The organism is Caulobacter vibrioides OR37 (assembly GCF_000372645.1).
GTDB lineage: Bacteria > Pseudomonadota > Alphaproteobacteria > Caulobacterales > Caulobacteraceae > Caulobacter > Caulobacter vibrioides_E.
Genome location: NZ_APMP01000001.1, coordinates 15,103 through 30,714, shown reverse-complemented (window position 1 = coordinate 30,714; position 15,612 = coordinate 15,103). Strand labels below are relative to the sequence as shown.

Genomic DNA, 15,612 nt, shown 5'->3' with positions numbered 1-15,612 from the left:
AAGCGAAGCTGGCCAGGAAACCTATGGATGCGATGACGTGACGGGTCTCAGTGCAAGGTCGGCGCGGGAAGCCCTTGCCCGCCATGCCCGTATTCAAGCGGGAAGGTCAGCTCAGACACCCTGCCCTCGGCGGCGCTGCGCGAGCTGAACCGTCCGCGCAGTTGCTCGACCATGGCGTCGATCAGGGACGGACCGGTCGGCGCGATCGGATCCAGCGCCTTCTCGATCTCGGTGATCCGCAACCTGCCCATGCCGCGATCGGCGCGCAGGCCGATGCGCATCAAGCCCGGATCGTCGGACGACAAACGGGCGTTCAGACATTCCAGCAGCACGATGGCCACCGAGGTCGCCTGTTCGGAGGACAGCCACAGTCCGCCCTGCTCGAACTCGACCCGCACCGGCGGATGCGACCGGGCCGACAGGGTAGCGTCCAACAGGCGACGGGCGAAGGCGCCGAAATCCAGCAGTTCTCCCCCTTCCCCGGCGATCACCCGGTGGGTCTTGGAGATCAGCATGGTGCGGGCCGAGGCCTCGCCCAGCGCCTTTCGCGCGGCGGCGTCGGGCTCGTCGCGCGCCTGCAGCTGCAGCAGCGCGGCGACCAGTTGCAGGTGGTTGGTCACCCGTTCGTTCAGCTCACGGAACAGCGCCGCGTGCGCCTGGGCCAGGCGCTCGGCCTGGGCCTGAGCGACCTTGGTCTCGGCGACGGCGCGCGACATGCCGCCCATCAAATAGATGGTGCTGGACGAGGTCAGGGCGAAGATGCCCAGCAGGGTCAGGTTGTCGGCGTCGAATTTCAGCGCGTAGATGGGGGTGGCGAAGAACCAGTATCCCAGCGCGCCGCTGATGACCGCGACCACGCAGGCGGGTCCCACCCCGAACGCGTAGGCGGCGATCAGCACGACAGGATAGAAGATCGTATAGGCGTGGTTCGCGCCGAACACCGGCTGAAGCCCACATCGCGCGCCGAAGCCGACCGCCACCAGGACCAAGGCCGCCCCATATTGCGCCCAGCGCTGCCTGCCTTGCTCGCTCACCATGCGCCCCCAAAAAAGAGAGGCTTTTTACGACGCCCCGGCGACAGATGCATGACACCGCGGCGCGGCGGATAGGCCACTCTTAGACAGAATGACTTCGATTGTAAGTTAGACTTGACGCGCTTCGCCCCGTCGGCGCTAGAGCGCGTTCGGTTTAAGCGTGAGCGGTTAAGCCGCTCGAGCGCGCTCTAAATGTCTGAATCTAGAGTGTGTCCCACTTGGAGCCAGTTTTCCTTCGCAGGCGACGCCGCTACGTCCCGATGACGACGCGATCGAGGAAACGCGGCGCTGCGCCGTATTGGGCGTAAGCGCGCGCCGCATCGGCCTTATTTTCCGCCGGTCGCCGCGCGCCGTTCAGGAAATTCTCCGCGCACGCACCGATGCGCCGAAGCAACAGGCGGTCCCCGACGTTGGGACCGCTCACGCCTGTTAGGTCAAGTTACACAAGCTTGTCACACAACCTGACTAGCACCCCTTGCAACCCGATCGAACGGGTGCACCAAGGGGACTCCAATGAAATCCAAGCTTTCTCTGTGCGCTGGCGCCGCCCTGGGCGTGATGCTGGCCGTCGGCGTCGCCGCGCCGAGCCAGGCCGCCACGACCCATCACAAGGGTAAGAAGGCTAAGCCGGCCGCCGCCTCGACCCAGGCCGCCGAGATCCGCGAACTGCGCGCCCAGGTCGAAGCCCTGACCGCCCGCATCAACGCCCAGGAAGCCGCTCAGCAGCAGACCCAAGCCACCGCGCAGCAGGCCCAGGCTCAGGCCCAAGCCGCCACGGCCCAGGTCCAGACCGTGCAGGCCGCCGCCGACAGCGAGATCAAGACGATCCCGACCCAGGTAAAGACGGCCGTCGCGGCCAATACGCCGAAGCCGAAGACGAGCTGGGCTGACAACACCTCGGTCAGCGGCCGCATGTACTATGACGTGTCGAACATCACCAACAAGGTCGACGGCGTCCGCAAGACCCCGACCGGCACCGGCTTCGACATCAAGCGCCTCTACATCGGCATCGACCATAAGTTCAACGACACCTTCTCGGCCAACGTCACGACCGACTTCCAATATTCGTCGACCTTGGGCGCGACCGAACTCTATCTGAAGAAGGCCTATCTGCAGGCCAAACTGTCGGACGCCATGGTTATCCGCGTCGGCGCGAACGATCTGCCCTGGGTGCCCTTCGTCGAAGACGTCTACGGCTACCGTTACCTGGAAAACACCCTGATCGACCGCACCAAGTTCGGCACCTCGGCCGACTGGGGCGTGCACGCTTCGGGTAAGCTGGGCGGCATCTTCAGCTACGCCGTCTCGGCCGTGAACGGCAACGGCTACAAGAACCCGTCGCGCGGTAAGACCGTGGACCTGGAAGGCCGCCTGAGCGCCCAACTCGACAACGTCACCCTGGCCGTCGGCGGCTATACCGGCAAGCTGGGCAAGGACACCCAAGGCGCCGTGACCTACCACACCGCCAGCCGCTTCGACGCGCTGGCCGCCTACACGACCAAGACCTACCGCGTCGGCGTCGAATACTTCTCGAGCACCGACTGGAACAACGTCGCCACCACCACGGCCGACAAGGCCGACGGTTACTCGGTGTTCGGCTCCTACGCCTTCAACAACCAGTTCAGCGCCTTCGGTCGCTATGACTATGTGAAGCCGAACAAGGACACGGCCAACAACCGCAAGGACGGCTATTATAACTTCGGCGTGACCTACAGCCCGACGAAGATCGTCGACTTCTCGCTGGCCTATAAGCACGACAAGGTCGAGAACGGCACGCTCAACACCTCGAACGGCGTGATCGGCGGCGTCACCAGCGGCACCTACGACGAAATCGGCCTGTTCGGCCAAGTGCGTTACTAAGAGAAAACCCGGCGGCGGCGGAACCCTGGGTTCCGCCGCCGCTTTGACTCGCGAACTGGACCGCGGTCGCCTCCTGACGGCCGCAGTTCTTCGTTTCAGAGCAAGCCGCGCGATATAGGAGTCGCGCGACTTGCCCTGGATCCTTGTTTTGGCCTCGCTCAGGAAGCCGGCTTGAGGCTGTCGTTCGTCCGGTCGCGGTCAGGGAGGCGATGGTCCGGGTCCACCACCGCCTCGGTGACCCGCTCGTGCGTGTCCAGCGTGAAGACGCGCGAACCGCTCTGCATCCAGGCCTCGACCGGGACGCGAAGCTCGGCCTTGCCGCCGCTCGCCAGCGTCACCCGCAAGGTCGCGGGCAAGACCAGCTGGCCGTGGTTCTCGACCGTGACCTTCGCGCCCTTGGCCGGATCGCCATCGACGTAGGCGACGTCGGTGACGGCCAGATCCAGCGTCCAGTTGTTCGCGTACCAGCCGCGCCAAAACCAGCCGAGATCCTCGCCCCCCGCGCTCTCCATCGCCCGGAAGAAGTCGCTGGGCTTGGGGTGCTTGAACGCCCAGTCGGCGATGAACCTGCGGAACGCCGGGTCGAACCGCTCGGGGCCGAGGATGTCCTCGCGCAGCAGGGTCAGGCCGAACGCCGATTTGAAATAGGTGATCGGGTGGCGGTACTTCTCGCGGATCGTGTCGGCGCGCGACAGAATGGGCGGCGCGTCCAGGTCCTTGAGCAACTCGGCGATCTGCTCGGCCGGCGTCCCCTTGCCTGGCGCGTATTCGCCGTCGCGCTTGGGGCCATAGACGCCGTTCTGGAAGTCATCGGACTCGTAGACGTCGATGAAGGTGTTGAACCCCTCGTCCATCCAGGCGTCGCGGCGTTCGTCGAAACCGACCACCATCGGGAACCAGGTGTGGCCGATCTCGTGGGCGCTGATCCAGAACAGGGTCTTGCCCTTGTCGTCGATCCCGTCGAACACGATGCCCGGATACTCCATGCCGGTGGCCGGACCGGCGACATTGATCGCGTTCGGATAGGGATACGGGAACCAGCGCTTCGAGAACTGCTCGACGGCGTGCTTCATGTATTCGGTCGAGCGGCTCCAGGCCCCCTCGCCCACGCTCTCGGGCGGATAGACCGACTGGGCCAGGGCGGTCTTGCCGTTCGGCAAGTTGATCCGCGCCGCGTCCCAGACGAAACCGCGCGACGCGGTGAAAGCCACGTCGCGGGTGTCGCTCATGTGGAAACGCCAGGTCTTGGTCCCGCTCGCGGCCGGCGTCGCGGCGACCTCCTCGGGCGTGCGGATCATCACGGTCTTGTCGCTGCTGGCGGCCTCGGCCAAACGCGCCTGCTGCTGAGCGGTGAGCACGTCCTTGGGATTGGTCAGCGCGCCCGAACCGGCGACGATCATGTCGGCGGGAACCGTCACGGCGTAGTCGATGTCGCCGTATTCCAGATAGAACTCGTTGGCCAGGTAGGGCAGCGTGTCCCAGCCTCGAACGTCATCATAGACCGCCATGCGCGGATACCACTGGGCGATGTCGTAGATCTCGCCGCCGCCCGAGGTTCCCCAGGCCGTTCGCCCGCCGAACAGGCCTGGCACCGTGTAATGGTAGCGGATCTTGAGCTTCACCTGGCCGCCGGACTTCAGCGGCTTGGCCAGGGTGACCCGCATCCGGGTGTCGTCGACCAGATGCGGCGCGGGCCCGACGCCCTCGATCTCGACCGCCTCGATCACATAGCCCTCTGTGAAGGCCTTGCGCGGTCGGCCAGCCTCGGCGGCGGCGCGGGAGTCCTTGCGGTAGACGTTCTGGTCCAGCTGCAGCCACAACATGTCCAGCGTATCGGGGCTGTGGTTGACGTAGGTGATCGTCTCCTCGGCGCTCAACGTCTTGCTGGCCGGATCCAGCCGGGCGTCGATGCGGTAGTCGGCGCGGTTCTGCCAGTAGGCCGCCCCCGGCGCGCCCGAGGCCGAACGCTGGGGACTGGGGGGCGACGGCATCGTGAACGGCGCGAAGGTCTTCAGCGGCGCATAGGCCTCGTCCGCCAGGGCGGCGCCCGCCGCGCCGACGGCCAGGCAAAACAGGCTCACGCCCACGAACAGGTCGCGCATTTTCTCTATCTCCCTTCGACGGCCGCCCCGCCGAGTCGCGGCGAAAGAAGAGACCCTTCCGCCGCCTCCAATCAAGAAACGCCGGCCGGAAAAGCAAATGGGACGCCGGGTTTGCCGCCCGACGTCCCACCTTCCATCCAGACGGGGCCGCGTCCGGTCTAGAACTTGGCGCTCAGCACCACGCGCACGTCACGGCCCGGCATCACCACGGAGTCCTTGTTCAGGGCCGTGGCGTTGCGGATCGTCTCGTCGGCGAGGTTGTGGCCGACCAGCATGAGCTCGATGCCCGGCTTGGCCTTGAACGGCTTCCAACGGACCTGGGCGTCGACCGAGGTGTAGCCGTCGGTCGGCGTGTCGGCGACGCCCACATGGTCCTGCTTGGAGACGGCCATCACCAGGAAGCTGGCGTCGATGGAGTCGTTGGCCCAGTCCAGGCCGCCGCCGATGCGTCCCGGCTGGATGCGCGGCACGTCGCCCGCGCCGGCGGTGAACTTGGCGCGGACATAGTCGCCCAGCACCTGACCCGACAGCTTGCCGTCGCCCAGATCGCTCAGCGGGAAGAAAGCCTTGGCCTCCAGGCCCCAGAAGCGGGCGTCGCGCTGGCCGTAGTTCAGCTCCTTCAGGTCGCCCGAACCATTTAGCGCGCAGGTTCCGTCATCGTCGCACATCCGGCCGGTCAAGCCGCCATAGATGTAGTTGCTGAAGTGCGCCGCCCAGGCCGAGGCCTCGATACGGCCGGCGCCGCCCAGCTTGTAGCGGGCGGTGGCTTCCAGCGAGTTGGCGCGTTCGATCTTCAGGTCGGGATTGCCGGTTTCGAACGTGCCGGGACCGTCGTGCGGCCCCCGGGCGAAGAGTTCGGTCTGGGCCGGGGCGCGCGCGGCCGAGGCGGCCGTCAGGCCCAGGCGCAGGGCGTCGGACGCCTGGTAGCTGAAGCCGGCCGAGACGCTGACCGGGGTATAGCTACGGCGCGTCGGAACGCCGGTGCCCGGCGTGCCGTCGATGCGAACGTGTTCGACGCGGGCGGCGCCTTGGAAATCCAGCGGCCCGACCGGCGCCTCGACGAAGGCGAAGCCGGCGGCGCTGCGGGTGTGAGTGGGCAACAGGTAGTTGGCGCCCTCGCCCAAGGCGCTGAACTTGCGATCCTGGATCTGGACGCCCAGGGCCGAGGCCGACAGCGGCCCCAGCGGGCCGAACAGGGCTTCGGCGCGGCCATCCCACTCCTTGTTGTTGAAGGTCGACTGGACCTCCATCGTGCTGGGGTCGATCTCGCTATGCGTATAGTTCGCGTAGCCGGCGTCGACATTGATCCGCTTCAGGACGCCGTCGCCGACCTTGACCGAGGCGCCGAACGCGCCCTTGTCCTGCTTCATGCTGATGAAGGTGGTGTCCGACGGGATGCCATAGCGGGCCTCGTAGTGCGTGCCGCTGGCGCCGACGCGGCTGTCGTCCCCGAAGAAATAGGACGCGCCGCCCGAATAGCCGTTGCCGTGGAACCAGGAATTGGGCTGGACGCCGTCCGGAGTGTCATAGTTGCTCGCGCGACGGCCGAAGCCATCCAGGTGTACGGCGAACGGACCCTGGCCCGCGTCGATCATGACCGTGCCCTCGCCCGTGCTGGAGGCCGAGCCATAGGCGCTCGTGACCTCGCCCTCGATGCCGTCGATCGGCTTGCGCGGGATGCGGTTGTTGATGACGTTGACCACGCCGCCGATCGCCTGGCTGCCGTAGCGCAGGGTGGCCGCGCCGCGCACGACCTCGATGTCCTGGGCGGCCAGAGGATCGATCGGCACGCCGTGGTCGGGACCGACGTCCGAGACGTCCGAACTGGAGAGGCCGTTTTCGGCCAGCTTCACGCGTTGGGCGTCCATGCCGCGGATCACCGGACGGCTGGCGCCGGCCGCGAAGCCCGTGCCCGCCACGCCGGGCAGATTACGCAGCGCGTCGGCCAGACTGGCGCCGCCATTGCTCAGCACCTGATCACGGTTGACCTGTTCGACGATGGTGGCGAAGCGATCGGGATCCCCGGCCAGGGGCGAGGCGGTGATCACCACCTCCGACACGGAATGGCCAAGATCCTGCGCTTGGACTCCGCCCGCGTAGGCCAGCAGAATCCCGGCGCTGGACGCCGTCAACAACATCGAACGCAGCCGCATATGGCTTCTCCTAAAAACAAGCCACGCCTTATTATGTTATACCGTAACATTGGCAAGCGCCCGTTTGCGGGAATGTGCGAGCCCGGAGCTTGTGATGCTTTTCGGTCACGCCGCGCCCAGCGCGCGGGCAAATAGCGGCGATCGCCGCGACGCGATCGTCATTGCCTGATTAATCTCGTTATGCAAGCTACTGGCGAGGGCAAGACACGCCCAGACTCGCCAAGGCCATTCCATGGATGTGTTCATCTTCGACGCCGTCCGCGCCCCGCGCGGCAAGGGACGCCCTGACGGTTCGCTGGCCGGCCTGAAGCCCGCGGGTCTGATCGCCCAGTTGGTCGAGGCCCTGAAGGCGCGAAACCGGGCCGAGGCCTTGGACACGATCGACCATTTCACTCTCGGCTGCGTGACCCAGAGCGGACCGCAAGGCGGGCACCTGGCCCTGGCGGCGCGGATCCTGGCGGGACTGCCCGACACGGTCTCCTGCCTGACCATCAACAACTTCTGCGTTTCGGGCCTCAGCGCGATCGCCGACGCCGCTCGGCGGGTGGCGACGGGCCAGGCCCAGCTGGCCCTGGCCGGCGGCGTCGAGAGCATGTCCCAATCGCCGTTTCTTTCCGACAAGGCCGACTTCTACAGCGACATGGATCTGGCCCGACGGATGGGATGGGTTCCCGTCGGTCTGGCGGCCGACCTGCTGGCGACCCGCGAGGGCCTGTCCCGCGAAAGCCTCGACGCGGCCGTGCTGCGCTCGCACCGCCGCGCCGCGGCGGCCTGGAGCGCCGGCCGATACGCCGGACGCGTCATCGCCATGCGCGGCGCCGATGGCGAGACGGTCCTGGATCGAGACGAGAATATCCGCGACTACGGCGACGGCTCGACCCTGGCCCGGCTGCCGCCGGTGTTCCAGGCGGTCGGCGCCCAGGGCTATGACGACATTCTGCTGGGCGCCCTCCCCGATCTCGACGAGGTCCGGCACCTGCATTCCATCGCGCATTGCCCGCCGATCTCCGATGGCGCGGCCCTGACCCTGGTCGGCTCGGCGGAGGCGGGACGGCGGCTGGGCCTTCAGCCCGTCGCGCGAATCCGCGCGCTCGGCGAGGCGGCCGGCGACCACGTGCTGCAGCTGACGGCCGGTCCGACGGCGATGGACAAGGCGCTCGGCGCCGCCGGCCTCCGCCTGGATCAGGTCGGCGTCGCCGAGGTGATGGAAGCCTTCGCCGCCGTACCGGTGCTGTTCGAGCGCGACCACGACTACGACCCCGACCGCCTCAATCCCAATGGCGGCCATCTGGCCATGGGCCATCCGATGGGCGCGACCGGCGCGATCCTGACGACGACCCTGCTGGACGACATGGCCCAGTTCGACACCGAGACCGGCCTCGTCGTGGCGACCGGCGGCGTCGGCGTCGGGGCGGCGATGGTGCTGGAGCGGGCGGGTTAAGGCTCGCCCTTCAGCGCCTTCTCCAGGCTGGCCCGATCATAATACTCGCGCCATTCCTTGACCTTGCCGCCGCGAATGTCGAGGACGCCCACGACCGGCACGGCGCCTGGATGGCCGTTGTAGGTGAAGCGGTCGGTGCGCTCCATGAACACCAGGCCGTCGATCACGCCGATATGGGCGACGTCCAGCGTCACCCCGTCCGGCGCGCCCTTTCCCAGGGCGGCGATGCGCGCGTAGATCGCCTCGCGGCCGTTGACCGGCGGCAGCATCATCGACTTCAACGACCCGTCCTCGGCGAACAGATCGGCGACCTTGCGCCAATCGGCCACCTTCCAGGCGTGGATCATCTCTCGCGCCGTGGCCAGGCGGCTGGCGTCTGTGTCCTGAGCCTGGGCCGAGCCAGCCAACAGGGCTAGAGCCAAAAGCGCTCCCGCGATCTTCATGCGTCCTCCCGAATTATTCGCCGTTCTGACGCGACGGCATCACTTGCATAACAAGACCATGATGCTAGGGTCATGACAAGACGCCAGCCAAGGCGCCCGAGCCGACGACGGCGCAGGGAGGAAACAGGAAGCATGGATATCAAGGACAGCGTCGCCCTGGTCACGGGCGGCAATCGCGGGATCGGCGAGGCGTTCGTCCGCGCCTTCCTCGCGGCCGGCGCGGCCAAGGTCTATGTCGGCGCGCGCGATCCGGCTAACGCCGCGCACCTGGTCGCCGAGGGCCAGGGCAAGGTCGTGGCGGTCAAGCTGGACGTCAGCGACGCCAGCACGATCGAGGCCGCCGCGGCTCAGTGCCAGGACGTCACGATCGTGGTCAATAACGCCGGCCAGTTCTCGATGCAGACGCTGATGAAGGCGCCGGACCTGAGCGCGGCGCGCGGCGAGATGGAGGTCAACTATTTTGGCCCCCTGACCATGGCTCGCGCCTTCGCGCCGATCCTGGCCAAGGCCGGCAAGAGCGCGATCGTCAACGTGCTGTCGGCCGGCGGCATCGTCGCGGTGCCGGGCATGGGCGGCTACAGCCCGTCCAAGTTCGCGGCGCGCGCCATGAGCACCTGCCTGCGCGCCGAGCTCCTGCCCCAGGGCACCAATGTCGTGGCCTTGATCGTCGGCTCGGTCGACACGCGCATGGCCAGCCACGTCGAGGGCTTCAAGGAAACCCCGGCCACGATCGCCGAGGCGGGCCTGAAGGCGATCAAGCGCGAGGCGGACGAGGTCGACACCGACTTCATGGCCATCGACGTCCGCGCCAATCTGGCTCGCGACCCCAAGGGCCTCGAAGTCTCCATGCGCCGCTCGCTGCTGGGCGAGCGCGTCACCACCGGCCGCTGAGGAGCCGACATGTCAAAGCCCGACTATGTGGATTTCGCCAAGCGCTTCGTGGCCGCCATCCAGGATGGCGACGGCGAGGCCGTGCGCGCCTTCTACGCCCCCGACGCCAAGCTGTGGCACAACACCGACAATATCGAGCAGACCGTCGACCAGAACCTGAAGGTGCTGGCGTGGTTCGTGAAGACCCTGCCCGATCGCTTCTACCGCGTGCTGCGCGTCGAGGCCCTGCCCGACGGCTTCGTGCAGCAGCATATCCTCGAGGCCACCCTGCCAAACGGCGAGAAGTGGGCGATGGACGCCTGCGTCGTGGTCAAGATCGAGAACGGGCTGATCACCCGCCTGGACGAATATCTCGACTCCGCCAAGTCGGCCCAGCTGCGGCCCTTCGGCCGCTAATTCCATTCCGCTTCTCTACTCTGCCTCGCGACCTGGGCGGACACTTGCGTGTCCGCCCTTTTTCTTAGCGGGTCAGTGACGCGAAGATTGATCAAAGTCGGTGGTCAGACCCATCGCCTTCAGCAGGTGGGCGCGGTCGTAATACTCGCGCCAGACCTTGATCAGGTCGCCATCGAACTCCAACACCCCGACCACGGGCGTGGAGCCGTACTTGCCTCGAATGGTGAAGGTGTCGGTGCGTTCGACGAACAGGACCTCGCCGACGACGCCAATGTTGTGGATCTTCAGCTCGATCGACTCCAGCCCGTCGGACAGCGCGTGGACGCGCTTATAGATCGCCTCCCGCCCGACCACGGGCTCGACCATCATCGAATGCAGTACGCCGTCGGGCGTGAACATGTCGGCGATCTTGCGCCAGTTCTGGGTGTTCCAGGCCTCGACCATTTCCAGCCCCAGGGCGACCTTGCGATCGGTGTTTGGCATTTTCCTCTCCATTGGTTCGCCGCGCGCTCTCGGCGCTCATAAGCTTGCATATCAATACTTATTGCGACGAGGGACTCTCTGTCGATGGGAGAACGCGCATTTCCGACGCCACATCGACGCTCCGGTACGCGCCCGCAAATAGCGACTTGCGTTACGAGACTAAACGGGCAATTCTCCTATTCAGAGGCCAAATTAGAACAACAACGGTACAGGGAGGAGCGTCCGGCTGGGTTTCACGGCGCGCGGCAGAGCGTTCCTTTCTCGCCGCCCCATCGAGCAAGCGTCTCGGCTTATGCAAGCTTCTGATCCAGGCCTTGGTCAGAACCGCTCGACCCCAACCGTCGCCCCGAAATTCGAGAACAACTCGCCGCGCGGCGAGCATCGACATCAGGCGGGCCCGAAGACCGAACGACGGCGCGGCCCAACGACGGGGAGGTCATATGAAACTGTCTCAATCCGCATCCGTGCTGGCCCTGCTGGCGGGGGCCAGCCTGGCCGTCCCAGCCTTCGCCGCGACCCCGCCCTCTCCGGAAAAGGGCCAAAACACCCTGGAAGAACTGGTGGTCACCGCCCAGAAGCGCGAGGTGAACCTGCAGCAGGCGCCGCTGTCGATCTCGGCCGTCGCGGGCGAGGCCCTGGCGCGCAACAAGATCATGAATTCCGAGGATCTGGGCCACGCCACCGTTGGCCTGTCCTTCACCCAGAACTCGCCGCAGGCGCTGGAGCTGAACATCCGCGGCGTGGTCAACACCCGCCTTTCCGCCCCCACCGCCGACCAGTCGGTCTCGACCTTCGTCGACGACGTCTATGTCAGCCGCTCTGGCAATCTGAACACCTCGTTCTACGACACCGACCGCATCGAGCTGATCCGGGGACCGCAGGGCGTGGTGCTGGGCAAGAACGTCGCCGGCGGCGCCATCAGCGTCATCTCGGCCGCCCCGCAATTCGATTATGGCGGCCATGTCGCCGTCACCCTGGGCAACTACAATCTGCAGCAGACCACGGGTCACGTGACCGGCCCGATCACCGACAGCCTGGCCGGCCGCCTGTCGTTCCAGACGATCAACCACTCCGGCTACGCCAAGGACATCCTGCACGATGTCGATCTGGAGAACCTCGACTCCAAGCAGATCCGCGGCCAGTTGCTCTACAAGCCGGAAGGCAGCGACCTGCGCGTTCGCTTCATCGCCGACTACAACTGGGACACCAGCAATGGTCCCAACCGCGTCGGCATGGGCGAGACCACCTGCACCACCGCCGCGCAGTGCTTCGCGCCCTGGTACAAGGCGCGGCTGGCCATCGCCGCCTTGCGGGGCGGCCTGTCGATCCGCGAGAGCCTGCCGACCTGGCCGCAGTATCAGGGCGACGCCGCGCCGACCCGCCAGCGCGTTCAGCACGAGTCCGCCAGCTTCATCCTGAAGGTCGACAAGGACATCACGCCCGATATCGGCTTCACCTCGGTGACCGGTTATCGCGGCGGCCAGGCCTTCACGATGTACGACCAGTCGGGCGTCGGCCCGACCAATGGCTACGGCGTCATCACGCCCCTGCTGTTCGCCGAACCGGTCAGTTTCGTCGAGGACATCGCCCAGTTCACCCAGGAATTCCGCCTGACGTCGCACTATAAAGACAGCCGTTTCGACTGGATCCTCGGGGCCTTCTACCTGCACAACAAGGTGCATCAGCTGAACCACTTCTGGGGCGAGAGCACGGTGCTGGCGGCTCTGTCCGGCGAGAGCCTTTGGGACGACCATGGCCTGAACCGCGACCTCGCTGCCTTCGCCCAGCTTGGCTACAAGTTCACCGACACCCTGAAGCTGGAAGCCGGCGTCCGCTACACCACCGACAAGAAGAGCGGGACCCAGCTGGGCAAGGCCATCGCGCTGGGCGATCGGTTCAAGCCGAACGACACCACGCCCCTAACGCCTCTGACCGACGCGGCCGGCTTCTCGACGCCGTATGGCGAGAAGTGGTCGAAGGTCACGCCGCAGGCCACCCTGACCTGGACCCCGACGGCGGACCTGATGACCTATCTGACCGTTTCGGTCGGCTTCAAGGGCGGCGGCTTCCAGAACGACGCGCCCAACGCCTTCGCCGCCCGTCAGGCCTATCGGCCGGAGTCGGTCACCAATTACGAGGCCGGCTACAAGTGGGAGTTCCTGAACCGCCGCGCGCGTTGGAACACCTCGGTGTTCTTCATGGACTATACGGACCTGCAGGTGCAGCGCACCGACGGCACCTGCCTCTGCAACGTCATCGCCAACGCCGGCGCGGCCGAGATCAAGGGCGTCGAGAGCGAGTTCCAGATCGCCCCGGCCCACGGCGTGCGCCTATGGCTGGGCGGTTCGGTGCTGAACGCCAAGTACACCGACTATGTCGATCCGGTGACGAAGATCTCGTACAATAACCTCTTCATGCAGCGGACACCGAAGTACCAAGTGTCGGCCGGGGTCGAGTACACGACCAGCGTCCTGGGCATGGAAGACGCCCTTCAGTTCCGACTGGCCTACAAGAAGCAAGGCAAGCTCTACTGGGCCCCCGACAACGTCCAGACCGAAAAGCCCTACGGCCTGCTCGACGGGCGCATCACCCTGGCGCCGCCGGACAAACCCTGGTCGGCGTCGATCTGGGCGCGGAACCTCGGCGACAAGGTCTATCGCACCAATATCATCGACATCCTGGGCGACGCGGTGTCCTCGTTCGGCCCGCCCCGCACCTTCGGCGTCGAACTCGCCACCAAGTTCTAGACGTCCCGTCCCGAGCGCCGGTCGCCTCGTCGCGTCCGGTGCCCCCTTCCTTCCCGAGCGGAGTGACATGGCTCGATTGTTTTCCATCCTCTCCGAGGTGATCGCCGCCTGGCAGGCCAAGGATGTCGAGGCGGTGCTGGCCCACATGGCCGACGACATCGTCTGGCACTACGCCGCGCCGGGCATGCCGCCGGTGCGCGGCAAGGCCGGGGCCGAGAAGCTGCTTCGGCGCTTCCAGGCCGACATGCACGACATCCAGTGGCGGATCTTCAACCACGCCGAGGCCGGGAACCTGCTGTTCCTGGAGGGCGTCGACGACTACCGCACGACCGACGGCAAGCGCATGGCCGTGCCCTATGCCGGGGTGCTGGAGTTCCAAGGCGACCTGATCATCGGCTGGCGCGACTATGTCGACCTGGGCGTCATCGCCGCCCAGAAGGCCGGTGAACCCTTCACCGCGCAGGTCGAGGCCCTGCTCGCGCGGAAGGCCGGCCGATGACGCCGCACCGCCGCGCCTTCGTCGCCGGCGCCCTGGGCCTGGCCACTGTCCCCACCCTGGCGAAAGCAACCGTTCCCATGACCAAGTTCCAAGTGCTCGAAGCCGTCATCGCCGCCTGGAAGAAGCAGGACGTCGAGGGTGTTCTGGCCCACGTCACCGACGACATCGTCTGGCGCAACTCGGGCGGCTTCGCGCCGGCGATCCGAGGCAAGGCGGCGATGCGCCAGGCGCTGACCGCCATGGCCGCCAAGATCAAGACCAACGCCTGGCGGATCTTCGACTACGCCGAGAACGACCACCGCCTGTTCATGGAAGGGGTGGATGAGTTCTGGTTCCATACCGGCGAGCACATCGCCATCCCCTACGCCGGCAGCCTGGAGTTCCGGGGCGAGCTGATCCACGAGTGGCGCGAATATTTCGACGGCCGCCTGAGCATCGCCATGAAGAACGGCGAGCCGCTCTCCGAAGAGGTCAAGGAGATGATCGGGCGCCCCGTGGCCCGCTAAACCCCGTCGGCGGCCGGCGCGCGCACCGTATCGAGATTGGCCGGCTCGCCGCACTGGTCGCAGACGATCTGGGGGTCCAGCGGGTGTCCGCAGGCAATATGGCGCAGGATCAGCGGCGCGCCTTCCGGCTTGGCCAGCCAGCGGTCGCCCCAGCGGTTAAGCTCGATGATCAGCGGGTGCAGCCCCCTGCCCTCCTCGGTCAGCCGGTATTCCCAGCGGTCCGGGCGCGTCTGGTAGAGGTCGCGCCGCAGCACGCCCAGTTCAACCAGTCGCGCCAGCCGATCGGCCAGGATGTTCGGCGCGATGCCCATCGCCTCCTGGAATTCGTTGAACCGCCGACGCCCCAGGAAGGCCGAGGCGATCACATGACTGGTCCAGCGGTCGCCAAGCACCTGAAAGGCCCGGTCCAGCATCGGATTGCCCCGATTCAGCCCCTCGGACGGCACGATCGAGCGGCGCTGGACGCGAGGCGGCGGCGAGGGTTCATAACCCGCGCCCGGCCCGGGCTCGCCGACCACATCGCGCGGTCCGACCGGCTGGCGACAGCAGCCGCAACGCAGCTGGGGCGTGAACTCGGCCCCACAGCTATGGCGCAGTCGGTGGATCGGGTTGCACGGATCAAAGAACCAGCGTCGCTCCCAGCCGATCAGCGCCAGGGCCACGCTGTAGAGGTCCCGCCCCATCTCGGTCAGGCGGTATTCGTGCCAGGTGGGGCGCTCGGCATACGGTCTCTTGACCAGAACGCCCGCGGCCTGAAGGCGCTTGAGGCGGTCCGTCAACAGGCTGCGCGCCAGGCCGATCCGTCCCTGGAAATCGTCGAACCGCCGCACGCCCGAGAACGCCAGGTACAGGATCATCAGGGTCCAGCGGTCGCCGAGGATGTTCAGCGCGCGCGTCGCGGAGTTGGCCTGCACGAGTTGGTTCAGGGCGCGGGGCGCTTGGCTGTCCCCGCTGCTATCTTCCGCCATGGCGACCCAGGTTCGGCGGGGCGCGTCGTTCGCCCCGGTTGACCGTCTGTACGCAGAACCCGGCGCGGGCGCAAACGGTCGCGCCGGCG

General features: G+C 66.6%; 13 protein-coding genes. 7 read left to right on the top strand and 6 right to left on the bottom strand.

Annotated features, from left to right (window positions below; translation table 11 throughout):
- Positions 1-47: 47 nt before the first annotated feature.
- The gene (locus OR37_RS00130) at positions 48-1,034 is read right to left on the bottom strand and encodes a DUF4118 domain-containing protein (protein WP_165570558.1); all 987 of its coding nucleotides are present in this window, start codon (positions 1,032-1,034) and stop codon (positions 48-50) included.
- A 513-nt stretch (positions 1,035-1,547) separates the two neighbouring features.
- Between OR37_RS00130 and OR37_RS21590 the strand changes: the two genes are divergently transcribed.
- Positions 1,548-2,894, top strand: a complete 1,347-nt coding sequence (locus OR37_RS21590) for a porin (RefSeq protein ID WP_004615045.1) — start codon at positions 1,548-1,550, stop codon at positions 2,892-2,894.
- 158 nt (positions 2,895-3,052) lie between these two features.
- On the opposite strand, the gene OR37_RS00120 is transcribed toward OR37_RS21590, so the two are convergent.
- Both OR37_RS00120 and OR37_RS00115 read right to left on the bottom strand, forming a co-directional pair.
- Positions 3,053-4,996 carry a M1 family metallopeptidase gene (locus OR37_RS00120; RefSeq protein WP_004615043.1) on the bottom strand — a complete coding sequence of 648 codons (1,944 nt, stop codon included), beginning with the start codon at positions 4,994-4,996 and terminating at the stop codon, positions 3,053-3,055.
- 158 nt (positions 4,997-5,154) lie between these two features.
- Entirely contained in the window at positions 5,155-7,149 is a 1,995-nt protein-coding gene (locus tag OR37_RS00115; RefSeq protein WP_004615041.1) for a TonB-dependent receptor, read from the bottom strand.
- A gap of 232 nt (positions 7,150-7,381) precedes the next feature.
- Between OR37_RS00115 and OR37_RS00110 the strand changes: the two genes are divergently transcribed.
- Entirely contained in the window at positions 7,382-8,590 is a 1,209-nt protein-coding gene (locus tag OR37_RS00110) for an acetyl-CoA C-acyltransferase (RefSeq protein ID WP_004615040.1), read from the top strand.
- Here the strand turns inward: OR37_RS00110 and OR37_RS00105 are convergent.
- Entirely contained in the window at positions 8,587-9,033 is a 447-nt protein-coding gene (locus OR37_RS00105) for a nuclear transport factor 2 family protein (RefSeq protein WP_004615039.1), read from the bottom strand. The genes OR37_RS00110 and OR37_RS00105 overlap by 4 nt on opposite strands.
- 72 nt (positions 9,034-9,105) lie before the next feature.
- On the opposite strand from OR37_RS00105, the gene OR37_RS00100 reads away from it, so the two are divergent.
- Positions 9,106-9,924 (top strand): SDR family oxidoreductase, encoded by an 819-nt coding sequence (locus OR37_RS00100; protein ID WP_165570557.1) that lies wholly within the window; start codon positions 9,106-9,108, stop codon positions 9,922-9,924.
- Between the two features lie 9 nt (positions 9,925-9,933).
- Complete coding sequence (locus tag OR37_RS00095; protein WP_004615037.1) at positions 9,934-10,320, top strand: nuclear transport factor 2 family protein; 387 nt, start codon at positions 9,934-9,936, stop codon at positions 10,318-10,320.
- 72 nt (positions 10,321-10,392) lie between these two features.
- On the opposite strand, the gene OR37_RS00090 is transcribed toward OR37_RS00095, so the two are convergent.
- Positions 10,393-10,803, bottom strand: a complete 411-nt coding sequence (locus OR37_RS00090; protein ID WP_004615036.1) for a nuclear transport factor 2 family protein — start codon at positions 10,801-10,803, stop codon at positions 10,393-10,395.
- A 440-nt stretch (positions 10,804-11,243) separates the two neighbouring features.
- On the opposite strand from OR37_RS00090, the gene OR37_RS00085 reads away from it, so the two are divergent.
- The 3 genes from OR37_RS00085 (at position 11,244) to OR37_RS00075 (ending at position 14,555) form a co-directional block, all read left to right on the top strand.
- Complete coding sequence (locus tag OR37_RS00085) at positions 11,244-13,550, top strand: TonB-dependent receptor (protein WP_004615035.1); 2,307 nt, start codon at positions 11,244-11,246, stop codon at positions 13,548-13,550.
- Between the two features lie 67 nt (positions 13,551-13,617).
- Positions 13,618-14,049, top strand: coding sequence for a limonene-1,2-epoxide hydrolase family protein (locus OR37_RS20545; RefSeq protein WP_004615034.1), 432 nt, complete (start codon positions 13,618-13,620; stop codon positions 14,047-14,049).
- Positions 14,046-14,555, top strand: coding sequence for a nuclear transport factor 2 family protein (locus OR37_RS00075; RefSeq protein ID WP_004615033.1), 510 nt, complete (start codon positions 14,046-14,048; stop codon positions 14,553-14,555). Before OR37_RS20545 ends, OR37_RS00075 begins: the two co-directional genes overlap by 4 nt.
- Here OR37_RS00075 and OR37_RS00070 read toward each other — a convergent pair.
- Positions 14,552-15,523, bottom strand: coding sequence for a winged helix-turn-helix transcriptional regulator (locus OR37_RS00070; RefSeq protein WP_004615032.1), 972 nt, complete (start codon positions 15,521-15,523; stop codon positions 14,552-14,554). The two genes, OR37_RS00075 and OR37_RS00070, sit on opposite strands and share 4 nt — an antisense overlap.
- Between the last annotated feature and the right edge of the window lie 89 nt (positions 15,524-15,612).